The 23,672-nt window shown below is 36.1% G+C and carries 25 protein-coding genes; 24 read left to right on the top strand and 1 reads right to left on the bottom strand.

The genetic code is table 11. From position 1 onward, the window contains the following. Positions 1-8 precede the first annotated feature (8 nt). The 5 genes from fni (at position 9) to PLX19_RS15270 (ending at position 6,537) form a co-directional block, all read left to right on the top strand. Positions 9-1,058, top strand: coding sequence for a type 2 isopentenyl-diphosphate Delta-isomerase (gene fni / locus PLX19_RS15290; RefSeq protein ID WP_272189538.1), 1,050 nt, complete (start codon positions 9-11; stop codon positions 1,056-1,058). A gap of 173 nt (positions 1,059-1,231) precedes the next feature. Continuing rightward, on the top strand, positions 1,232-2,170 hold the full coding sequence (locus tag PLX19_RS15285; protein ID WP_272189537.1) for an ABC transporter ATP-binding protein: 939 nt from the start codon (positions 1,232-1,234) through the stop codon (positions 2,168-2,170). Between the two features lie 8 nt (positions 2,171-2,178). Beyond that, positions 2,179-2,925: an ABC transporter permease gene (locus PLX19_RS15280; protein ID WP_272189730.1), complete on the top strand. Its 747-nt coding sequence runs from the start codon at positions 2,179-2,181 to the stop codon at positions 2,923-2,925. Further along, entirely contained in the window at positions 2,922-3,908 is a 987-nt protein-coding gene (locus PLX19_RS15275) for an ABC transporter permease (RefSeq protein ID WP_272189536.1), read from the top strand. The genes PLX19_RS15280 and PLX19_RS15275 overlap by 4 nt, the downstream gene beginning before the upstream one ends. A gap of 64 nt (positions 3,909-3,972) precedes the next feature. Then, positions 3,973-6,537, top strand: coding sequence for a LuxR C-terminal-related transcriptional regulator (locus tag PLX19_RS15270; RefSeq protein WP_272189535.1), 2,565 nt, complete (start codon positions 3,973-3,975; stop codon positions 6,535-6,537). A 490-nt stretch (positions 6,538-7,027) separates the two neighbouring features. On the opposite strand, the gene PLX19_RS15265 is transcribed toward PLX19_RS15270, so the two are convergent. Beyond that, positions 7,028-7,162: a YpzI family protein gene (locus PLX19_RS15265; protein ID WP_272189534.1), complete on the bottom strand. Its 135-nt coding sequence runs from the start codon at positions 7,160-7,162 to the stop codon at positions 7,028-7,030. Positions 7,163-7,278: 116 nt separating this feature from the next. Here PLX19_RS15265 and PLX19_RS15260 point away from each other — a divergent pair, with 116 nt between their 5' ends. The 19 genes from PLX19_RS15260 to hisC all read left to right on the top strand — a co-directional run bounded on the left by PLX19_RS15260 (position 7,279) and on the right by hisC (position 23,670). Continuing rightward, the gene (locus PLX19_RS15260) at positions 7,279-7,878 is read left to right on the top strand and encodes a YphA family membrane protein (protein ID WP_272189533.1); all 600 of its coding nucleotides are present in this window, start codon (positions 7,279-7,281) and stop codon (positions 7,876-7,878) included. A 3-nt stretch (positions 7,879-7,881) separates the two neighbouring features. Continuing rightward, positions 7,882-8,775 (top strand): YIEGIA family protein, encoded by an 894-nt coding sequence (locus PLX19_RS15255; RefSeq protein WP_272189532.1) that lies wholly within the window; start codon positions 7,882-7,884, stop codon positions 8,773-8,775. After that, complete coding sequence (locus PLX19_RS15250; RefSeq protein WP_242217284.1) at positions 8,772-8,960, top strand: capping complex subunit for YIEGIA; 189 nt, start codon at positions 8,772-8,774, stop codon at positions 8,958-8,960. Before PLX19_RS15255 ends, PLX19_RS15250 begins: the two co-directional genes overlap by 4 nt. 120 nt (positions 8,961-9,080) lie before the next feature. Beyond that, positions 9,081-10,391, top strand: a complete 1,311-nt coding sequence (gene der / locus PLX19_RS15245) for a ribosome biogenesis GTPase Der (RefSeq protein ID WP_272189530.1) — start codon at positions 9,081-9,083, stop codon at positions 10,389-10,391. Between the two features lie 18 nt (positions 10,392-10,409). After that, the gene (locus tag PLX19_RS15240) at positions 10,410-11,432 is read left to right on the top strand and encodes an NAD(P)H-dependent glycerol-3-phosphate dehydrogenase (protein ID WP_272189529.1); all 1,023 of its coding nucleotides are present in this window, start codon (positions 10,410-10,412) and stop codon (positions 11,430-11,432) included. 114 nt (positions 11,433-11,546) lie between these two features. Then, positions 11,547-11,798 carry a stage VI sporulation protein F gene (locus tag PLX19_RS15235; protein ID WP_272189729.1) on the top strand — a complete coding sequence of 84 codons (252 nt, stop codon included), beginning with the start codon at positions 11,547-11,549 and terminating at the stop codon, positions 11,796-11,798. A gap of 449 nt (positions 11,799-12,247) precedes the next feature. After that, the gene (locus PLX19_RS15230) at positions 12,248-12,451 is read left to right on the top strand and encodes a DUF2768 domain-containing protein (protein ID WP_272189528.1); all 204 of its coding nucleotides are present in this window, start codon (positions 12,248-12,250) and stop codon (positions 12,449-12,451) included. 21 nt (positions 12,452-12,472) lie between these two features. After that, the gene (locus tag PLX19_RS15225) at positions 12,473-13,183 is read left to right on the top strand and encodes a hypothetical protein (RefSeq protein WP_272189527.1); all 711 of its coding nucleotides are present in this window, start codon (positions 12,473-12,475) and stop codon (positions 13,181-13,183) included. Positions 13,184-13,373: 190 nt separating this feature from the next. After that, positions 13,374-14,852, top strand: a complete 1,479-nt coding sequence (gene spoIVA / locus PLX19_RS15220; RefSeq protein ID WP_272189526.1) for a stage IV sporulation protein A — start codon at positions 13,374-13,376, stop codon at positions 14,850-14,852. Between the two features lie 287 nt (positions 14,853-15,139). Next, entirely contained in the window at positions 15,140-15,412 is a 273-nt protein-coding gene (locus PLX19_RS15215) for an HU family DNA-binding protein (RefSeq protein WP_001043860.1), read from the top strand. Between the two features lie 123 nt (positions 15,413-15,535). After that, positions 15,536-16,105 carry a GTP cyclohydrolase I FolE gene (gene folE / locus PLX19_RS15210; protein ID WP_272189525.1) on the top strand — a complete coding sequence of 190 codons (570 nt, stop codon included), beginning with the start codon at positions 15,536-15,538 and terminating at the stop codon, positions 16,103-16,105. A gap of 318 nt (positions 16,106-16,423) precedes the next feature. Beyond that, the gene (locus tag PLX19_RS15205) at positions 16,424-17,167 is read left to right on the top strand and encodes a heptaprenyl diphosphate synthase component 1 (RefSeq protein ID WP_272189523.1); all 744 of its coding nucleotides are present in this window, start codon (positions 16,424-16,426) and stop codon (positions 17,165-17,167) included. A 35-nt stretch (positions 17,168-17,202) separates the two neighbouring features. Then, the gene (locus PLX19_RS15200; protein WP_272189522.1) at positions 17,203-17,910 is read left to right on the top strand and encodes a demethylmenaquinone methyltransferase; all 708 of its coding nucleotides are present in this window, start codon (positions 17,203-17,205) and stop codon (positions 17,908-17,910) included. 166 nt (positions 17,911-18,076) lie between these two features. Next, a complete protein-coding gene (gene hepT, locus PLX19_RS15195; RefSeq protein WP_272189520.1) occupies positions 18,077-19,039 on the top strand; it encodes a heptaprenyl diphosphate synthase component II in 963 nt (320 codons plus the stop codon). A gap of 122 nt (positions 19,040-19,161) precedes the next feature. After that, positions 19,162-19,608 carry a nucleoside-diphosphate kinase gene (gene ndk, locus PLX19_RS15190; RefSeq protein ID WP_272189518.1) on the top strand — a complete coding sequence of 149 codons (447 nt, stop codon included), beginning with the start codon at positions 19,162-19,164 and terminating at the stop codon, positions 19,606-19,608. Positions 19,609-19,920: 312 nt separating this feature from the next. Further along, the gene (aroC, locus tag PLX19_RS15185; protein ID WP_272189517.1) at positions 19,921-21,093 is read left to right on the top strand and encodes a chorismate synthase; all 1,173 of its coding nucleotides are present in this window, start codon (positions 19,921-19,923) and stop codon (positions 21,091-21,093) included. After that, complete coding sequence (gene aroB / locus PLX19_RS15180) at positions 21,093-22,184, top strand: 3-dehydroquinate synthase (RefSeq protein WP_272189515.1); 1,092 nt, start codon at positions 21,093-21,095, stop codon at positions 22,182-22,184. The genes aroC and aroB overlap by 1 nt, the downstream gene beginning before the upstream one ends. Further along, on the top strand, positions 22,181-22,543 hold the full coding sequence (aroH, locus tag PLX19_RS15175; protein ID WP_272189514.1) for a chorismate mutase: 363 nt from the start codon (positions 22,181-22,183) through the stop codon (positions 22,541-22,543). Before aroB ends, aroH begins: the two co-directional genes overlap by 4 nt. Before the next feature lie 14 nt (positions 22,544-22,557). After that, on the top strand, positions 22,558-23,670 hold the full coding sequence (gene hisC / locus PLX19_RS15170) for a histidinol-phosphate transaminase (protein ID WP_272189513.1): 1,113 nt from the start codon (positions 22,558-22,560) through the stop codon (positions 23,668-23,670). The last annotated feature ends 2 nt before the right edge of the window (positions 23,671-23,672 follow it).

The raw sequence follows: 23,672 nt of genomic DNA, 5'->3' as shown, positions 1-23,672 counted from the left end.
GGATGTGTGTGGTAAGAGCAAAGCGTAAATTAGAACATATTGAGTATGCTCTTTCTACTGGACAGTCTCATACGCATAGCTTTAGTGACATTGCTTTTGTTCATCAAAGCTTACCGAATATAAGTTATGAAAGTATATCATTTCAAACAGAAATCGGCGAACTTGCTTTAAGTTCGCCGATTTTTATCAATGCGATGACTGGTGGTGGCGGAGAGCACACACTACATATTAATGAACAACTAGCCCGAGCTGCACAGCAGTATCAGCTTGCGATGGCTGTCGGTTCACAAATGGCGGCGTTAAAAGATGCTAATGAAGCTGCATCTTATAAAATTGTGAGAAAAGTGAATCCAAATGGAATTGTAATTGCAAACTTAGGCAGTGAAGCAACAGTAGAACAAGCAAAGCGAGCTGTTGATATGATTGAAGCAAATGCACTACAAATTCATTTGAATGTCATTCAAGAATTGACAATGCCAGAAGGCGATCGAGATTTTACTGGTGCACTAAAAAGAATTGAACAAATTGTCAAACATTCTTCTGTTCCTGTTATAGTAAAAGAAGTTGGTTTCGGTATGAGTAAAGAGGCGGCGGAGGATTTAGCAAGTGTTGGGGTTTCTATAATAGATATTGGTGGATATGGCGGTACAAACTTTGCGGCGGTTGAAAATGAAAGAAGACAACGAACACTTTCTTATTTCAATGAGTGGGGCATTTCGACTGCTTCCTCTTTAATTGAAGTATCCTCTACACAAAAACCTCTCTCTATTATTGCATCAGGTGGTATTCAAACAGCACTTGATGTCGCGAAAGCATTAGCATTAGGAGCGTCAGTGGCTGCATTTGCCGGTCACTTTTTACGAATATTGATGCAAGACGGGATCGAGAAATTAATAGAAGAAATTGAATTACTACATACAGATTTACAGTTTATTATGACGGCGCTTGGAGTACGAACAATCGCTGAGCTTAGGCAAGTACCAATTGTTATTAAAGGTGATACATATCATTGGCTTAACGAGCGCGGGATTGATACAACGACATATAGTAGGCGTTAAATGAAATGCATTTTAAGAAACCTTTTGATGGGGTTATTGTAACGTGAAATTTCTATCAGCGGGGTCTTACTGCTAACGAATAGCGAGATGAAAATCAACCGAATGAATCAACCATTCGGTTGATTTTTTTTGTTTATAAAATTTATACAATGAGGAAGAAAGGAGCGGATGATATGGAAAATTTAATTGAAGTAAGAGAATTAGAAAAATGTTACGCACATTTTAAAGCATTAAATGGTATTTCATTTGAAGTGAGAGAAGGAGAGATTTTATGTTTCCTTGGCCCAAATGGTGCGGGGAAAAGTACGATGATTCATATATTGTCGACCATTTTACAGTACGACGGGGGAAACATTTTATTTAAAGGAAAAGATGTAAAAAAACATGCACGATATGTAAAACGCAACCTCGGTATTGTACCGCAGGATTTAGCAATTTACGAAGAGGTATCAGCGGAAAAAAATGTAGCATTTTTTGCTGCTCTTTACGGTTTGAAAGGACGGGAATTGCAGCAATCTGTAGATGAAGCACTGCAATTTGTTGGACTGCTTGATAAGAAAAATGAAAAACCAAAAACTTTTTCAGGTGGAATGAAAAGAAGGCTTAATATAGCATGTGCGATTGCACATAAACCTAAAGTTATTATTATGGATGAACCGACAGTGGGGATTGATCCGCAATCTAGAAATCATATTTTACAGTCGATTCAGCAATTACGAGAACAAGGATCTACGATTATTTATACAACGCATTATATGGAAGAAGTAGAAGAGATATCGACGAGAATTATCATTATGGATCATGGTGAAATTATTGCCGAGGGAACGAAAGAAGAACTTAAGAAGCATATTGCAGATGAAAACCGTTATTTCATAGAATGTGAACATATAACAACAGGTGTAGAAGAACGTTTTTTTAAAATTGAAGGGATGAAAGAAGTAACAGTAAAAGACGGAGTAATAGAAGTTGTCGTATTAAAAGGTGTGGAAAATTTGGATAAAATCATTACGCTTCTTGTAAATGAAGGAATGAAAGTGAAAAACATTATGAGTGAAAGTGCGAGTTTAGAAACAGTATTTTTACAGTTAACAGGAAGAAAATTAAGAGATTGAAGGTGAAAATGATGGGTTTCTTTGTGATATATAAACGCGATGTAGTTAATATTGTTATGAATCCAGTACTTTTACTAACAAATACACTTTCTCCGATTTTATTTATATTAATTTTTGGTTATTTGAGTAATGGGAGTTACGGAGAAAGTGGGATTACTTCCTATGATTATTACGGTGTTACGATTTTAATATATAGCATCTTGAATGTATCAATGACAGCTTCTAATAGTTTTATGGAGAAAAGGTTAAAAAATAGTAATTTACGAGTTATGTATAGTCCAATTCGTGTTTCTTATCTGTATTTGTCGAAAATATTGGCTACATTTACTTTTACAACTGTTTGCTATCTATTTGTTATGTATGTGGCTCGTATAGGCTTGCATGTAACGTTTGGAGGAAAGAATGTTGCTTATGTCATTATAATCGTGTTGTTATTTAATTTTTTATCAGCGGTTATCGGTGTATTATTTTGCTGTATGTTTAAAAGTGAGGAAGTAACGAATAAAATATTAAGTTTGTTAAATAATGCTTTTGCAATTTTAGGAGGGGTTTTCTTTTCTCTTGATGGATTAGGAGATACGGTTCGGACAATATCATATATTTCACCGGTAAAGTGGGTTGTAGAATGTGTGATGAAGATCATATATGATCAAGATTTTAGCCTTTTCCTTACAACGGGTAGTGTGTTAATTTTGTTAACTTGTTTTGGGTTAGTTGGCTGTAAATTTCTATTTAAGGTGGAGGATTATATATGAACGAGATTTTAATTGTTTTTCGTCATAATATCCGGCGAGCTATTAGTAAAAAGAATTATATACTGTTAACGATTCTTCTCGCGTTTATTTCTATATCGTTTGCTATATTTTTTACTTCCCAGTTTGAAATGAAGGGGAACATTGCATATGTAACAAAAGAAGGAAAGGGTGATATAAAAATAAAGGGGTTTAACATTAAAAATACGAATCAAATTCCAAGTATGTCTGAATTTGTAATGAAAAAATATGATGCAGCAGTTATTCCGAAAGAAAACGGACAAATAGAGGTAAAGACAATTAAAGAACATAATTTCAAGGAAAAAGTCGAGAGGGTATTTCAACAAAAAAATATTGGTTCGTTTCCACAAAATGAGGTTAGAAAGGTAGGTACAAATATTTTAGGGTATCTATGTATGTTTGTATTACTAGAGAGTATTATGTTTATGAGTTTTTTTACAGAAGATAAGGAAAATCGGACCTTTACTCGTATTGTATCTTCTCCTATACGTATTAGTAACTATTTATTTGCGCAGTATTTGTTTACCTTTCTTATCGTATATGCTCCAACCCTTCTCATTTTAATAGTTGAAAAGGTAATGTTTCAGGTGGATATAGGATTCAGCTTTTTAGAATATAGTTATCTATTGGCTATCCTTGTTATGATTGCGACATCTTTTGCTTTATTTATGAGTACGATTATAGAAACTACGGATAATACAATGATGTTATCTTCTTCCATTATTGTTTTTACTACTATTTTATCGGGAGCCTTCTTTGTTTTAAAAGACAAGAATGGGATAGTAGATTGGTTTGTACGAATCTTACCGCAAAAACAATATCTTTCGTTTATCGATGGTGTTGAAAATGGCTATAATCTAGCACATTATGGAGGCGCAATTACGTATATAAGTTTTATTATCTTGTTATTCTTTATGCTCAGTATAATTATTTGTAAAAAAAGAGTACAGGAAGGTCGATATTGATATTTGTTATGTTAACCATATAAAATGGAAATAAAATGCATAAAGAAAATAATAAGGTGATGAAATGAAGAGAGAAGTTCAAATCATTTCTACAAAATTAATGACTCCAACGCCAAGGAAAAATTATGTACGTAGAGAAAAATTATTAAAAAAATTAGAAACATTGTACGATTATAAGCTTGTAGTTGTAAAAGGATCGGCTGGTAGCGGAAAAACGACTATATGCTCTTCTTTTGTCAAAGAAAACCCAGAATTTGTGATTTCCTGGATTACTCTAGATAAAGAGAATAATAATGTATTATCTTTTTGGTACTATGTGTTAGAAAGTATGCGTGTATATATTGAAGAAATAGAAGACATTATTTCTTTATTTCAGATGATTATGCATAAAGATGATATGAAACGTATTATTGTAGCTTTGATTAACCTATTAAGTACAAAAGATGATATTACGATTATTATTGATGATTTTCACTATATAACGGATGTTGATGTTAATAAGACAATGGAATATTTTTTTAAGCATTCCTCAGAAAATGTTCGCATTGTCTTATTAACGAGAGAAGAACCTAAATTTTATGTAGGTGATTTTCTCATTTCAGGAAGATTATTAGAAATTGGAGAAGAAGAACTAAAGTTATCAGCAGACGAAGGTTTTCAGTTTATTAAACATACATTGAAGATGGATCTAAAATATGAGGTAATTCATGATATGAACATGGTGGCAGAAGGTTGGATTGGTGGTCTTCAGTTAATTGCGCTTGCACGATCTTATCATAACAATGATTGTATGCAGCATATGAAAGTGCTGAATAAATATATGATTACCTATTTATCAAAAGAGATTTTAGATGCTCTGGAAGAAGAAGAAAAAGATTTTCTCGTAAAAACATCTATTTTAAGTTATTTTAATGAGGAAATTTGTAATAAGTTATTGGAAAAACAAGGTACAAAAGAAATCATTACACGTCTATTTCAAAAACATTTATTTATAATTAATCTTGATGAAGATCGTGGAATATATCGCTATCACGCTATTTTTCAACAATTTTTACAACATTCTTTTGAGCGGCTAGAAATGGAGAAACAAAAGAAGTTACGTTTACGAGCTGTAGAAGTATACGAACGATGCGGTGATTTTGAGGAATGTATAAAACAATTGTTAGAGATGCAATGTTATGAGGCTGCGTTGAGAAAAATTGAAATACACGGACAAAACCCGCAAGGATGGACCTATTTACGACATATTCCGTTACCGTGTATTGTGCAAAATAAAGAGATGGCGTTTCAACTCATTTTTTACCATTATTGTAATATGGAGTTTGAGCAGTGCAAAGAAATATTAAATACCGTGTACGAAGGGGCAAGTGGTCATCATCCTTGGAAGGTATTCGAATTTTGCAAGGCTTTAATTGAGGAAGAGAATTTACAATTAGATGTTTTGTTTATAAGTGAAATTGAAGACATGGATATAAGTGATGTAACTAAGGCGATTATTTATGTAGAATTATCATTTTTTCTGTGGTTTCAGGAGCGAATCAAGGATGCACTATATGTGCTTGATAAAGCGTCTATACTTGAGAAGAGAATGAAAAATCCATATGTCAAAATGGGTATTTTAAGTTCTTTATGCCAGATTAAAGAGGATTTAGGAGATTTAAAAGAGTGTGAGAGGTTATATAATCAGCTTTTTCAGGTGGTTGAACAACATCCATTTTTATCAGCTCTTACAGTAACTTGTCATATTGGAATTACGGGTATTCATTTGAAACGTTTACAATTGGATGAGGCTGAAAAATCATTACAACATGTACAAGGTGACGAAGCTGCATTAGAAAAACCTTATTTATATAATTTAATGGAACTTCAATTTCTGAAAGGTGATAAACAGCAAGCAAACGAAACAATTCGAAAGTTACAAACATTTGATGCGTATCAAAATGAGCTGTTTATATCTTCCTTACTAAAATATGCAATCCATGTTGATGAAGAATATGTGCAGCAATTAGATCAATTTGTCCCCATATATCAACAAAAAAAAGAAAAAAAGAAACTACGAACTGAAGATAAATTGTTATATGCTCAGATTTTATTGCAGAAAGGACATATACAAGAATCGTTACAATTACTTGATGAAATTGCGGAATTTACAAGGAAATATAAAATGAAGGTTTTATTAGTAGAAGCACTATTATTAAAAGTGACTATTTTAGGAAATGATCTGCAAAAATATAAGCGAGAGCTTTTAAATTTATTGAGAGAAGCAATACATTATAGTTATGAAAATTATATTTTATTACCTTATAGAAGGATAGATAAACAGACGCAAGTATTATTGATGTTATTAAAAGAAGAACGTTTGCAAGATTTAAATGAGGGGGAGAGGGAGTTTTTATACAGGTTATTACAGTTAGGGGGTTATGATAAAGAAAATATTATTTTAAGTAATAGAGAATTAGAGGTATTGAAAGTTCTAGCGACTGGGGCATCAAATAAGAAGATTGGTGAACAATTGTGCATATCTATTTCGACAGTTAAGACGCACATTATTAACATTTATTCAAAGCTTCATGTATCCAATCGCGTTGAAGCAATTAAGAAAGCCACAGAACAAGGGATTATACAGTGAGTATATATGAATATAAGTTAAAGAACGAACACAAATCCCTTCTTTTTAGGCGGTCGAGACCAACTGGCCATGCATAGAAGCCTGCCACATGCAAGATTTAAAACAAAGGGATAAAGTGAAACTATAATCAGTGGGGGTTTTCTTCATCCCCACTGATTATCAGCCCTCACCAATCGGGCGCATGCCAGCAGTTTATCTCCCACCTAACCTCTTCAGAAAAGCGGAAGCGGCTCGCTCAGAATCGAAGGACGCCCACGCACAAGGCGGAGAGGCGCCTTGTGCCTCGTCCGAGGGGGTGAAACGACCGGAGATTCTAGCCGCTAGAGCTAGACAATGCTTTCGCTGAATTTTGAGGTGGGAGTATTACTGCCCATGAATAGCGGGATAAAGCGAGTGTATGTCACTTTTTGCTCTGCATAACAGCAATTTATATGTTGAAAAAATATATAAACAAAGAAACAGCCAATGATATGTTGGCTGTTTCTTTGTTTTAATGTTGATTTTGTTTTCGTGCTTGCTCCGGTGTATCGAGTCCTGTTGCACCAGGATATTGTAATGATTGACTGCGGTCGGATTCTACGCGTCGCGATTCTTTCAATTTTTTTTCTTGACGATCTTTACCCATGGTGTACCCACCTCCTTAGTACAAAGTGTTGCTGTTATTTTTTAAAATATGCAGCGATAGAAGATGATTATTTTTCATAAACAATTCCCATAATGGAAATAATAGGAGGTGTTCAATTGGAAGGCGGTTACTTTTATTTGTTAGCGTGGATGGGCTGGGTTATTACGACGTTTTTTTTGAAAAAAGATACAGTTAGATTTAAGATTAGTGCGGTCATTTTATTATTTATTATTTGTTCGCAAACAGTGATTTCATTTGCTTTTATTACAATATCGGTAAATGCTTTTTTATTAGCGGGAATCTCATTTATTGGAATTGCGGCATATTCAGTATGGAAAAAGGTCTACACTATACTATGCGCACTTATAATTGCGATGCTATATGCAAGTTTTTCTTTAATCGAACTCTATGACCCGATTTGGATTGTTGTAGATCGTACATGGATGTTAAGTAGTATTCTCGTTTATACATCTGTTTTATTACATAGGGACCGTCTATTACGTATATGGGGATTATATGTAGGGGCGTTGCAAGGTGAGTTATTTGTAGCTTTTATTTTAAAGACATTCAATTTTCCGTATCAATTAGGGAGTTTACAATTTTTTAATATGATTGCTGTGTCCACAATGTTCTGTAGTCTTTTATACGGAATTGGAAAAATAGTGACATACACAGAACAATTTAAGCAAAAGCAAGTGAAGGAGGGACAAGGTTAATTTATGAATTCGTATACATCAGCTATGTTGCTTGGAGTAACCGTTGGAACTGTCACACGAATTTTAATGCTTCAAACGGATACAAGGCAGTATCCAACTCGTTTACATGGCAAGATTATCCATATTGCAATGGGAATTATTGCGGCTGCTCTTGGGGCGGTTGCCATTCCAGCTATTTTGAAAAAGGATTTCTCTGCTATTACATTTCTGACATTAGCTGCATCGCAGTTTCGTGATGTGCGGAATATGGAACGTAATACATTGCAGCAATTAGATGGGTATGAACTTGTCCCTAGGGGCAATACATATATTGAGGGAATTGCAATTGTGTTTGAGAGCCGTAATTATTTAGCGATGTTAACTTCTTTCATAGCTACTTTTGCTTATTTAGGATTTAAATCGTGGTATGCCGGTATTTTAGCTGGAATCATAGGTTTCTTTTTCGCGAAAAAGTTGATGTCTGGTAAACGGCTACGTGATCTTGTTGAGGTTGAGCATGCTCCATTGCATTTTGAAGGAGCAGGCCTTTATGTTGATAATATTTATATTATGAATATCGGTTTACCAGCAAGGCAAAAAGAAATTATGAAGTATGGTATGGGATTTATTTTAAAACCAAAATCTATCGATGCTCGGGTAACATTAGCAAACCTTGGTCAAAGACAGGCGATTTTGCATGATATATCTGTTGCGCTTGGTGTATATCGAGATTCTGGAACACCTGCACTTGTACCGCTTGCAAAACGTGATTTAAATGATGGGAGAATAGGCATATTTGTTTTGCCACAAGATCAAGATGTAAATAAAGCGATTCAGGTCATTGGAAATGTTCCAACACTAGAAAGTGCTATTCATATGTCTTCTGAGGCCCCGAATGGAAGGGGAGAAAAAGGGTGATATTAGAAAAATGTATTCTTGCTGTTATTACAACAATTCCGGAAAAGTTCGCTGGCGGGGCGCCGTTATTTGTGTGTGAGACAGTAGAAGAAATGGAGTTTGTTGCTAGCAATTTAGAAGCGATTTTAGATGGAATTGCCCACCGTTTGCAAGAGAATGTATATATTATTGTGAAACATTCTTGAAATGTGTTATAATATGAGATGTTTTGATACGAAGAGAAATATTCTGGAATGCAAATCCCTTCTTGCACAAAGAAGGGTTTTTTACATAATAACAGAAGCAAATAGAAAGGATGAAAGTATATGCCAAAACCGGTAGTGGCAATAGTAGGACGCCCAAATGTGGGGAAATCTACTATTTTCAATAGAATTGTTGGAGAAAGAGTGTCGATTGTTGAAGATATCCCTGGTGTAACAAGAGATCGTATATATAGTGCAGGAGAATGGTTAAATCATGAGTTTAACATTATTGATACAGGTGGAATTGATATTGGGGACGAGCCATTCTTGACACAAATTCGTCAACAAGCAGAAGTTGCGATTGATGAGGCTGATGTTATTATTTTTATGACAAATGGTCGTGATGGTGTAACAGCTGCGGATGAAGAAGTTGCAAAGATTTTATATCGTTCTAAAAAGCCAGTTGTATTAGCTGTGAATAAAGTAGATAATCCAGAGATGCGTAGCGAAATTTACGATTTTTATGCGTTAGGCTTTGGAGAGCCGTTTCCTATATCTGGAACACATGGTTTAGGTTTAGGGGACTTATTGGATGAAGTAGCAAAACATTTTCCGCAAATTGAAGAAGAACCATACGATGATGAAACAATTAAATTCTGTTTAATTGGTCGCCCGAACGTTGGAAAATCATCAATGGTAAATGCATTGCTTGGTCAAGAACGTGTAATCGTTAGTAATGTAGCTGGTACTACACGTGATGCAGTTGATACGCCGTACAGTAAAGATGGACAAGATTACGTTATCATTGATACAGCAGGAATGCGCAAAAAAGGAAAAGTATATGAAAGTACAGAAAAGTATAGTGTACTTCGAGCACTTCGAGCAATTGAACGCTCTGATGTTGTTTTAGTTGTTTTAGATGGTGAAGAAGGAATCATTGAACAAGATAAAAAAATTGCTGGATATGCCCATGATTCAGGTCGTGCTGTTATTATTGTTGTAAATAAATGGGATGCGGTTGAGAAAGATGAGAAAACGATGAAGGAATTTGAAGAGAATATTCGTGCTCATTTCCAATTTTTAGATTACGCGCCAATCGTATTCTTATCTGCAAAAACGAGAAAACGTACACACACACTGCTTCCTGTTATTAATGAGGTAAATGCAAGTCATAGTATTCGTGTACAAACAAATGTATTAAACGATGTGATTATGGATGCTGTTGCAATGAATCCAACACCAACGCATAATGGACAACGTTTGAAAATTTTCTATGCAACACAAGTCGCGGTGAAACCACCGACATTTGTTGTGTTCGTAAACGATACAGAGTTACTGCACTTCTCATATGAGCGCTTCTTGAAAAATCGTCTGCGCGATGCGTTTGGTTTCGTAGGAACGCCGATTAAAATTATTGCAAGAGCACGAGACTAATGGAGAGGATGTGATTTTATGAAAAAAATCACAGTAGTAGGAGCAGGTAGCTGGGGAACGGCGTTAGCGATGGTATTAGCTGACAACGGTCATGATGTACGTCTTTGGGGAAACCGAGCAGAACTTATGGATGAAATGAATGAAAAACATGAGAATAGTCGTTATCTTCCAGGGATTACACTGCCAGCCAGTATCGTTGCTTACTCTTCCTTAGAAGAAGCATTAATAGGGGTAGATACAGTACTACTCGTTGTACCTACAAAGGCATATCGAGAAGTATTGCAACAGATGAAAAAATTGGTTTCGCAGCCAATTACATGGATTCATGCAAGTAAAGGGATTGAACCAGGAACTTCAAAGCGTATTTCGGAAGTGATTGAAGAAGAAATTCCAGCGCATCTCATTCGCGATGTGGTTGTCTTATCGGGGCCGAGTCATGCCGAAGAAGTTGGATTGCGTCAAGCTACAACAGTTACATCAGCTGCAAAGCGTATGGAAGCAGCTGAAGAGGTTCAAGACCTATTTATGAATAGCTATTTCCGTGTATATACAAACCCAGATATTATTGGAGTTGAACTTGGCGGGGCGTTAAAAAATATTATTGCCCTTGCGGCGGGGATTACTGATGGAATTGGCTTAGGAGATAATGCAAAGGCAGCACTTATGACGCGTGGATTAACAGAAATTGCTCGCTTAGGACGTAAAATGGGTGGGAACCCATTGACGTTTGCTGGCCTAACAGGTATGGGTGACCTAATTGTAACATGTACGAGCGTTCATAGCCGAAATTGGCGTGCTGGTAACATGCTTGGTAAAGGTTGCTCTTTACAAGAAGTATTAGATAATATGGGAATGGTTGTTGAAGGTGTGCGGACAACGAAAGCAGCATATGAGATGGCTAAGAAGATGGATGTAGAAATGCCAATTACAACTGTTTTATATGATGTGTTATTTAATGAAAAAAATGTAAAAGATGCTGTTGGAATGTTGATGGGACGTGTGCGTAAACACGAAGTAGAAGCGATTCCAGACTTGCTGTAAAAAAAGCTGTACAAATGTAAAAAGACATTTGTACAGCTTTTTCTTTTGGGTTTTTTCACCAATCTTTATTTTCTGCATACGATGAAGTGTAGATTACATGAGAGGGTGAATAAGGTGGATAACAATTTATTCAACAATATTGAAAAACAATCGAAAGTAAATAAAGAAGATATTTTTAAATTAGCCTCTTCGGTTCAAAATTCAAATTTACGCGATGAGAATGTGCTACGTCAGTTAATTCATCAGGTTGCAACGATGGCGGGAAGAGATGTATCAAAAGAAAAAGAAGACCAAATCATAAATGCGATTATTAATAATAACATGCCAACTGACTTTAGTTCATTGAGTAAAATGTTTAAAAAATAAAGTGTGAGAAACCATTGTTATATACATTGCATACGATACTATGAAGGAATGAATATGAGCTGTTTGTGGGAATATTTGGTCAACCGAAGCGAAGAAGTCCCGTTCGCTTCGGTTTTTTATTCGTTTCAATAAAGTGAAACTTTAATCAGTGGGGGGCTTCATCCCCTACTGATTATCAGCCCTCACGAATCGGGCAGTTTATCTCCCGCCTAACTTCTTAAGAAAAGCGGAAGCGGCTCGCTCAGAATTGCAGGACGCCCACGCACAAGGCGGAGAGGCGCTTTTTGAGGTGGGGGATATTATTGCCCGCTAATAGCGAGATAAAAATGAATGCCGCTTAGCATTTTGAGATGAAGTTTTGTGGTATTGTATAATAAACTAAATATTTTTATTTGTTTAAAAGTTATAATTTGTTAAAATAATAGAAAAATATATCAGGAGGGGGATATATGTCTGCTGGTCTTATAAAGATGTGGTTTGCTTTGGGGGCAATGGCTCTCATGTTTATTTCTGTTGTTTTCATTTTGCTAAGTCGTCATAAAATAAAGAATACATTTTTGAAAGGGTTTACAGCTTTGTTTGCATATGCATGTATGGTTGTATCAGGATTTATTATTTTTCTTGTCGTATTTAGCGGGCCAATTGAACAATAGAAACTAAAGGACGGATTTCTAATGAAGAAAAAACTACTAATTTTTGTATTATGTTGTACTAGTATACTATCTGGGTGCCTATATCCGAAAGAAAAGGTACAACAGCACGCCGTACCATATGAAGATCAACTACAAACAGTGCAAACAGCAGTTAATACATATAGAGAACAGAATGGTCATATATTGCCTATTAAAACACGTGATATGAATACACCAATCTATCAAAAATATCCGATTGATTTTCAAAAGATTACCCCTAGACTAATACAAGAACCTCCTGGAAATGCTTTTGAAAGCGGCGGTATTTATCAATATGTATTAGTTGATGTAGAAACAAATCCAACTGTGAAATTAATTGATGTTCGAACAGCAGAGCGAGTTCAAGATTTAAAGTTAAAACTACAAATCTATCGTGATGAGCATCAATACCCGCCATTTAAAAAAGTAATTACAGATGGTGTGTATGAGCTTGATTATAATAAAATGGGCTATAAAGAGATTCCTCAAGTGGAAAGCCCTTATTCTGGTAAAAACTTACCTTTTGTTGTTGATGAGAAAGGTGAAGTATATATTGATTATCGTATTGATTTATATGACATGTTACAAAAATATGGTGATGAAGTAAAAGAAGGAGACGATATTCGTCAGTTGCTTGTGAAACATACCCCGTTTGTACCGGCGTATTCTTTGCCATATACAGTGAAGGATAAAGAACCAATTTTTTTTAAGTGATAAGTCATGAACCTTTCTTTTAGCGAATAAGTTCTAGAAGAAGGGTTTTTTACTTCTTGAAATATTTGCATCGCAAATAAAAGATTTTTTTAAATAGTCATATGAAATTGGGACAAAATCATATGCTGTATTGTCCAAACTACAAGAATAATCATGATTTATTCCCAAAAATTTTGAGGGAGGGAATCACTTGGAAAAGGTTGATATTTTTAAAGATATCGCTGAGCGCACAGGTGGTGATATTTATCTTGGAGTTGTAGGGGCTGTCCGAACAGGGAAATCTACTTTTATTAAGAAGTTTATGGAGCTAGTTGTCATTCCAAACATTGAAAATGATTCGGATCGCCAGCGCGCACAAGATGAACTGCCGCAAAGCGCAGCAGGGCGTACGATTATGACGACAGAACCAAAGTTTGTTCCAAACCAAGCGGTTTCTATCCATGTTGATGAAGGGCTTGATGTAAATATTCGCTTAGTAGATTGTGTGGGCTATACTGTCCCGGGAGCGAAAGGATATGAAGATGAAAATGGGCCACGCATGATAAATACACCGTGGTATGAAGAACCAATCCCATTTCATGAAGCCGCGGAAATTGGAACGCGCAAAGTAATTCAAGAGCATTCTACAATTGGGGTAGTCATCACAACTGATGGAACAATTGGAGAAATTCCACGCCGTGATTATATTGAAGCAGAAGGACGGGTTGTAAATGAATTAAAAGAAGTAGGAAAACCATTTATTATGATCATTAATACAGTACAGCCGTATCATCCTGATACAGAGCAACTTCGTCAAAGTTTAGTAGAGGAATATGATATTCCGGTGTTGGCAATGAGTGTAGAAGGGCTAAGAGAAGGCGATGTATATAACGTATTACGTGAGGCGTTATATGAATTTCCTGTTCTTGAGGTAAATGTAAATCTTCCGAGTTGGGTAATGGTGTTACATGACAACCACTGGCTTCGTCAAAGTTATCAAGAGGCTGTTCAAGAAACGGTGAAAGATATTAAACGTCTTCGTGATGTTGATCGCGTTGTATGGCAATTTAGTCAATATGAATTTATCGATCGTGCAAGTTTGGCAGGAATTGATATGGGGCAGGGTGTTGCAGAGATTGATTTATATGCACCAGATGAATTGTACGATCAAATTTTAAAAGAAGTGGTAGGTGTTGAAATTCGTGGCCGAGATCATTTGTTAAAACTAATGCTCGACTTCGCTCATGCAAAAATCGAATATGATCAAGTTGCGGATGCTCTGAAAATGGTAAAACAAACAGGATACGGTGTTGCAGCACCAGCTCTAGCAGATATGAGCTTAGATGAACCGGAAATTATTCGACATGGATCACGATTTGGTGTGAAATTGAAAGCTGTTGCCCCGTCAATTCATATGATTAAAGTCGATGTGGAATCAACATTTGAACCGATTATTGGAACTGAAAAGCAAAGTGAAGAGCTTGTTCGCTATTTAATGCAAGATTTTGAAGATGATCCACTGTCTATTTGGAATTCTGATATTTTTGGGCGTTCACTTAGCTCTATCGTTCGAGAAGGAATTCAGGCGAAATTATCATTAATGCCAGAAAATGCTCGCTATAAGTTAAAAGAAACGTTAGAACGAATTATAAATGAAGGATCAGGTGGCTTAATAGCAATTATTTTATAATCGAAAGACTCCTTATTTTGGGGTCTTTTTTTATTTTTTATAGAAAAATAAAATGTCATTATCTAATATTTTATAGTCTATTGTCAAGCTTCATTAGTTTTTTGCACTTTCGTGGCAACATTTTCTTTAAAAATATTGAATTATAAAGGAGAATCGTATAATATAGGCCTAGATAATGATTTATCTACATCTTTGTAGTATAGAATTTGTAAAAATTGCCTACAAATGAAGGTAAGACTCATTTTATGATCATTATACAGTCGTATCTTTGGGAGGAGGTGAATGGCATGAACAAGACAGATTTAATCAATGCTGTTGCAGAAGCAAGTTCCCTTTCTAAAAAGGACGCAACAAAAGCAGTTGACGCTGTTTTTGATTCCATCTTAGAAGCTTTAAAGCAAGGTGATAAAGTACAACTAATCGGATTCGGTAACTTCGAAGTTCGTGAGCGTGCGGCTCGTAAAGGACGTAACCCACAAACTGGTGAGGAAATTGAAATCGCGGCAAGCAAAGTACCTGCATTCAAACCTGGTAAAGCGCTAAAAGATGCGGTTAAATAATCCTTACATATTACGGGGAAGAAGAGTTTCCTTACTTGGAAACTCTTCTTTTTGCATTTAAAAACATATATATGCTAGAATGTGTTCGTAGTATTTTTAGGTTTTATTCGGGAGGGCTAGTGGATGGCAAATGTAAACTTAGAGCAAATTGAACATGCAGTACGCCTTATTTTAGAAGCAATTGGGGATGATCCAAATCGTGAGGGCGTATTAGATACACCAAAACGTGTTGCGAAGATGTATGCAGAAGTATTTTCTGGTATGCATGAAGATCCGAAAGAACATTTACATAAAGTGTTTGGTGAAGATCATGAAGAACTTGTATTGGTAAAGGACATTCCGTTCTTTTCTATGTGTGAGCATCATCTCGTTCCATTTTATGGCGTTGCTCATGTTGCATATATTCCACGTGGTGGAAAAGTAACTGGACTAAGTAAATTGGCACGTACAGTAGATACAGTCGCACGCAGGCCGCAACTACAAGAACGCATTACATCAACAGTGGCAGATTCTATTATGGGAGTATTAGAGCCGCATGGTGTGATGGTTATTGTAGAAGCGGAGCATATGTGTATGACAATGCGCGGTGTGAAAAAACCTGGTGCAAAAACTGTAACAACTGCAGTGCGTGGTACGTTAGAAGCAGACGCAGCAGCACGTGCGGAAATTTTATCTTTTATTAAGACGAATTAGTAGGAAAGCAGGAAACTGCTTTTCTTTTTTTATCTCGTTATTCATGGGCAGTAAGTACTCTACTGATAGAAGTTTCACTTTATCTAGTTATTATTGTGTCTCATTTCAAGAAAAAGAAGATAGGCAGGAATAACTACTAATGTACATCCAAGTGGTAAGGGGATACGGGAAGGGTTGTTTTATATCGATTTAATGTTTAAGATAAGCTGAGAGAATGTCGGTTTTTTACTTTGGTTTGTTGCGTCAAGTTTTATTTATAGAAAAATGAATGAATGTGTTATAATAGGTTTTATGAATTAGAAAACAAGGGTGATTTTTGTGGGTGAAATCTACGGAGGGTTTGCGGATATAAAAGAACAGCTATATAAGAAACTACGCCATCCTTATTTTATAAAATATATTGAAGAACCAGTTGTTGATGAAAAAAAAATAGCGTTCTTATATTCCATTTTAAAAAGTGCAAACTTACATAAAGAACAAATTGAACATTACGCAGTAACCATTATGCTGGTACAAATTGCTTTGGACACACATGAGAAAGTATCAAATAAAGAAGAGACCGATGAATTTCATAAGCGGCGCCAATTAACAGTCTTAGCAGGTGATTATTACAGCGGTTTATATTATTATTTACTTTCCATGAATCATGATATTACATTGATTCGTGCCCTAGCAGACGGGATTAAAGAGATCAATGAACAAAAAATTATGCTATATCAGCAAACATATGAAACGATTGAAGAAATGTTAAAAAGTATAGGGATGATTGAATCGGCCCTTTTACAGAAAACTTGTGACCATTTTCAAGTGCAGCATGTAAAGTCTGCAATCACTAATATGTTAGCAATAGATCGTTTGCAAACTGAGTATCAAATATACATGAAGAAAGAATCGTCACCTGTATTTGCTGCATTTCAAAAGATTTTATCTTATGATGGTGAAATGAAAGTAGAAAACGTATATAACGAATTGATAAGAAAAATGCGTAGTCAGGTCAATACTTTGATGCAAAATAACACAGGGATTGAAACATTTCTTTCCACATTGAAAGAAGCCACTTGAACATTTTGAATTTACAGTTGGAAGAAGGGTAAAGCATGCAACAATCAAAAGAAGAAAGAGTACATGACGTATTTGAGAAGATATATAATAAATACGATGTAATGAATTCGGTTATTAGCTTTCAAAGACATAAAGCATGGCGCAAAGAAACAATGCGAATTATGGATGTTCAACCGGGCGGCATAACGCTTGATGTATGTTGTGGAACTGCTGACTGGACGATTGCGCTTGCTGATGCAGTCGGTCCAACCGGGAAGGCATATGGATTAGATTTTAGTAAAAATATGCTTTCTGTTGGAAAAGAGAAAGTGGCTGCTTTACAATTAAGTCAAGTAGAATTACTTCATGGTAATGCGATGGAATTGCCATTTGAGGATAACACGTTTGATTATGTCACAATTGGATTTGGACTCCGGAACGTACCAGATTATATGCAGGTATTAAAGGAAATGACACGTGTTGTAAAACCTGGTGGAAAGGTTATTTGTTTAGAAACATCTCAGCCGACAATGATTGGAATCCGCCAAGGTTACTTGTTATATTTTAAATATATCATGCCGTTGTTTGGAAAGTTATTTGCAAAAAGCTACAAAGAATATTCTTGGTTACAAGAATCTGCAAGTACATTTCCAGGGATGAAAGAATTGGCTCATATGTTTGAAGAAGCTGGATTAGAAAAAGTACAAGTAAAGCCGTTTACTTTTGGAGTAGCAGCAATGCACTTAGGATACAAACCGAAGTAAACGAGGGAATGTATTCTTTGTTGATGGAAAGCGTTCAGCAATCAGGAACATCGCAGAAGTTATCTCCTACCTTCTTTTTTATTTTATGATAATTTTAAGGTAGGAGTCTTGTTATTCATTAGAGCGGGATAAAATAGAAAAGAAGTTTTAGGTTAAGGTGAACGATATGAAGTTACAACTTATGTATTCTTTTTTACGATCGGATATTGATAAAATTGAGAAAGAACTAAAAATAGTTGTTGCTTCTGAGCAACAATTGCTGGAAGAAGCAGCGTTGCAACTAATTGATGCTGGTGGAAAGCGAATCCGACCTGTTTTTGTTCTGCTTGCAGGGAAATTTGGGGATTATAAGCTTGATGTGATTAAACATGTTGCGGTTGCATTAGAGCTTATCCATATGGCTTCTCTTGTGCATGATGATGTAATTGATGCCGCTCTTTTAAGAAGAGGAAGTGCGACTGTAAATGCCAATTGGGGTGACCGTATTGCGATGTATACAGGTGACTATTTATTTGCCAAGTCCCTAGAATGCATTACAAATTTAGAAAGTCCAGAAGTGCATAAAGCATTATCAAATACAATTCTTGAAGTGTGTAAAGGTGAAATTGAGCAAATTAAAGATAAGTATGAATTTGGGCAAAATTTACGAACGTATCTACGTCGTATTAAGCGGAAAACGGCATTGTTAATTGCAGCTAGCTGTCAATTGGGTGCAATTGCATCTGGTTCCTGTCGTGATACTGTAAATCGTTTATTTTGGTATGGATACTTTGTAGGTATGTCATATCAAATTATTGACGATATTTTAGATTTTGTGTCAACCGAAGAAAAGCTTGGAAAGCCAGCCGGCGGAGATTTATTACAAGGTAATATTACACTTCCTGTTTTATATGCAATGGAGGACCCAGCACTTCGCGAGAGAATTGTTCAAGTCAATGAAAATACGTCTTCGGATGAAATGAAGGCAATTATTGAAGCAGTCAAAAATAGTGATGCAATTGATCGCGCTTTTGCATTTAGCGAAAGATATTTACATAAGGCATTAGATGTGATTAAGCCATTGCCTCGCGGACAGGCCAAATTGGCGTTACAAAATGTTGCAAAGTATATTGGAAAGCGTAAATTTTAAATGTTTTTCGAGGAAAATAATAATCTCTCCATTTCAAAACTATTGCACAATTCTGATAAGGGTGATACTATGTGTTTGGGGATATACAATTATATACATAATGAGAAGTGGAGAGATTTATTATGGAAAAAACGTTCTTAATGGTAAAACCAGATGGTGTACAGCGTGCAATCGTAGGGGAGATTGTTGCTAGATTTGAAAGAAAGGGCTTTCAATTAGTTGGTGCTAAGCTTATGCAAATCACACCAGAGATTGCTGGAGAGCACTACGCTGAACATAAAGAAAGACCATTCTTCGGTGAATTAGTAGATTTCATTACATCTGGACCTGTTTTTGCGATGGTATGGCAAGGTGAAGGCGTTGTTGAAACAGCTCGTAATATGATGGGAAAAACAAAACCAAGTGAAGCTGCACTTGGTACAATTCGCGGTGACTTTGGACTAACAGTTGGAAAAAATATTATTCACGGTTCAGATTCTCTAGAAAGTGCAGAACGTGAAATTGGAATTTTCTTCAAAAAAGAAGAGCTAGTTGAGTATTCTAGAGCAATGAATGAGTGGATTTACTAATTATTTCAAAATAATTTGTAATCGCTTTAAAAATAGTGAATAGAATGGAAAAGCGCAAGAAAGGATGGTTATATTCCTTCTTGCGCTTTTTTGTTTTAAATTATGTAAATCTATTTTGATGTTTTAATATATAAGTCACTGCTATGCAGAAGAAAAAGGAACTGACCGCTTCTATGCACAGCCAGATGCTCTCGCTAACCTAAAAAGAAAGTGGTTTTTATGTCGTGTCTTCAATTTGTACTTATATAGTTACGAAACAATAAAGGTTATGATATAGTGTTACATAAATACTGGAGTAAAGGGGAGTAACCGATGCGATATATAACAGCTGGTGAATCTCATGGACCGCAACTAACGACAATATTAGAGGGGATTCCGGCAGGTTTATCTTTAGTAGCAGATAATATTAATACGGAGTTAGAAAGAAGACAAAAAGGCTACGGTCGTGGACGCCGCATGCAAATTGAAAAAGATCAAGTTCAAATTTTAAGCGGCGTTCGTCATGGATATACAATAGGTGCACCAATTACGCTTGTTGTCGAAAATCGTGATTTTACACATTGGACAAAAATTATGGGGGCAGAGCCGTTAACAGATGAAGAATCAAAAGAAGTAAAACGGCAAATTACACGACCTCGTCCAGGGCATGCAGATCTAAACGGAGCAATTAAGTACGGCCATCGTGATATGCGAAATGTATTAGAGCGTTCTTCTGCCAGGGAAACGACGGTTCGTGTTGCTGCCGGAGCTGTTGCCAAGCGTATTTTAGAAGAATTGGGGATAAAAGTAGCGGGACATGTTATTGAAATTGGAGGAGTAAAAGCAGAAAAGCAATCGTATACCTCTATTGCAGAGCTACAAACAATTACAGAGGCATCTCCTGTTCGCTGTTTAGATGAAGAATCAGGAAAGAAAATGATGCAGGCAATTGATAATGCGAAAACAAACGGAGATTCTATCGGAGGAATCGTTGAAGTTGTTGTCGAAGGGATGCCGATTGGTGTTGGAAGTTATGTACATTACGATCGTAAATTGGATGCAAAACTTGCATCGGCGATCATGAGTATTAATGCATTCAAAGGTGTGGAGATTGGAATTGGCTTTGAAGCAGCTCATAAGCCTGGAAGTCTTGTTCATGACGAGATTTTATGGGACAAGGATAATGGATATACAAGACGTACAAATAACGCGGGTGGATTAGAAGGTGGCATGACGACTGGGATGCCAGTTATTGTTCGCGGAGTTATGAAACCAATTCCAACTCTATATAAACCGTTACAAAGTATAGATATTGATACGAAAGAAGTGTTTCAAGCAAGTATTGAGCGTTCTGATAGCTGTGCAGTGCCAGCAGCAAGTGTTGTAGCAGAAGCTGTTGTAGCTTGGGAACTTGCAGCAGCTGTCATTGAACAATTTGGAACGGATCGCATCGATTTAATTCGTGAAAATATTAAGAAACATAACGAATATGCGAGGGAGTTTTAATGGAGACAATACAGATTCAAACAAGTTCTAAGCAATACAATGTGTATGTCGGCAATGATGTACTATCACAACTATCGACACTTATAGAAAATATGAAACCAGCTGTTTCAAATATTTTACTGATTTCTGACGAAACGGTAGCATCATTTCATTTAGACGAAGTGATAAATACTTTGCAGGTAGAGAAAGACGTATTTTCGTTCGTGGTCCCAAGTGGCGAGAAAGAAAAATCGTTTGAAAATTATTATGCTGCTCAAACGTTTGCACTTGAAAAAGGTCTAGATCGTCATGCTCTTATTCTAGCGCTTGGCGGCGGAATGATTGGGGATTTAGCAGGATTTGTTGCAGCAACGTTTATGAGAGGGGTTCGATTTGTCCAAATACCGACAACTTTACTTGCACATGACAGTTCAGTTGGAGGGAAAGTGGCAATTAATCATCCGCTTGGGAAAAATATGATTGGCGCATTTCATCAGCCAGAAGCGGTAATTTATCATACTCCGTTTTTAAATTCGCTTTCAGAAAAAGAATGGCGCTCCGGTTTTGCGGAGGCAATTAAACATTCACTTATTGGGGATGTAGAATTATATCATTGGCTTCGTAAAGAAGTGAAACAGTTGACTGATTTAAGAGATGATAAATTAATTTATACACTGCAACGTGCGATTCCAGTAAAAGCACAAATTGTTGCAGAGGATGAAACTGAAAAAGGTATTCGTGCTCACTTAAATTTTGGACATACACTTGGGCATGCACTTGAAAAAGAGATGGGATATGGAAACATAACACATGGTGATGGCGTTGCAATTGGTATGTTATTTGCTATTTTTTTAAGTGAACAAATCTATGAAAAAGACCTTCAATATAAGGAAATCAAACGTTGGTTTACGGCATATGGCTATCCAAGTATGCCGAATACACTTGATGTGAACCGTCTTATTCACGTAATGAAACAAGATAAAAAAGCGAACGGTGGAACAATTCGTATGGTCGTTATGCAGGAGATTGGGGTAGTAGATGTCGTATCTATTTCAGATGAGACCGTCCGAACGGCTTTAGAAGCATTTCAAAGAGAGGGGGAGTCTATTTGATCCGCGCGATTCGCGGCGCAACTACAGTCAATTGTAATGAAAAAGAACAAATATTGACTGTAACAGAGCGTTTAGTGAAAAAAATGGCAAGCGATAATAGAGTTTCTCCTGTTGATATTGTATCTGTACTCATTTCAACAACAGCTGATTTAAATGCATGTTTCCCAGCGGAGGCATTAAGACGTATTGAAGGCTGGTCATATGTACCGGTCATGTGCATGAAAGAAATAGAAGTACCAGATGCTCTTGAGAAATGTATTCGCGTTATGATGACGGTTATGACAAATAAACAACAACATGAAATTCAACATGTCTATTTGGAGAAAGCGGTACAACTAAGAACCGATTTACAAAAATGACAGGGGGAATTCGAATGAAAGTAAAAGAGCAATTATTGTCGCTCAAAGCGTATGTGCCAGGAAGAAATATTGAAGAAGTAAAGAGACAATATGGACTATCTAAAATTGTGAAACTAGCGTCAAATGAAAATCCATTTGGATGTTCAAAACGTGTAGATGAAGCGCTGGCGTCGTTAGCTGGGCAATATGCGCTCTATCCGGACGGCGGGGCGTATGCTCTTCGTGAAAAATTAGCAGTACATCTTCATGTGAAAGGAGAACAAATTTTATTTGGTAGCGGCTTAGATGAAGTAATTCAAATGATTAGCCGTGCTCTTTTACAAGAAGGAACAAATGTTGTCATGGCAAAGCCGACATTTTCACAATATCGTCATCATGCCGTAATTGAAAAAGCGGAAATACGTGAAGTGCCTTTAAAAGATGGTACACATGATTTAGAGGCAATGCTTGCACAAGTTGATGAGCATACACGAATTGTATGGATTTGTAACCCAAATAATCCGACCGGAACATATGTAGCAGAAAAACAATTACTTTCATTCTTAGAGGCAGTTCCGAAAACAACACTTGTTATTATGGATGAAGCATACTATGAGTATGCTGGAGCGCGAGATTATCCGCAAACATTACCATTTCTAGAGAAATATGAAAATCTTATGGTATTGCGCACATTTTCAAAAGCATACGGATTAGCGTCATTTCGCATTGGTTATGCAGTCGGAAATGAAAAGTTAATGCGTTCGTTAGAAATTGCTAGATTACCATTTAATACGTCATTGATTGCACAGGTAGTTGCGCAAGCTGCTATTGAAGATCAAGCGTTTTTACAAGAGTGTGTGAGAGTGAATAACGAGGGAATGCAGCAATATTATGATTTTTGTGAGAAGTATCAAGTATTTTATTATCCATCACAGACGAATTTTATCTTTTTAGAACTTGGACTTCCAGGTGATGAGGTTTTTGAAAGATTATTGCAAACAGGATACATCGTTCGTTCTGGTGGCCTGCTTGGTTTACCGAATGGTATTCGTATTACGATTGGAACGAAAGAAGAGAATGCCGAAATTATTGCAGTGCTTACTGAACTCATAGAAAAAAACGTGAGAAAAGAAGAGACATATTCATAAAA

Source organism: Bacillus sp. BP-3, from assembly GCF_028401955.1.
Lineage (GTDB): Bacteria > Bacillota > Bacilli > Bacillales > Bacillaceae_G > Bacillus_A.
This window is presented reverse-complemented; position numbering and strand designations above follow the sequence as displayed.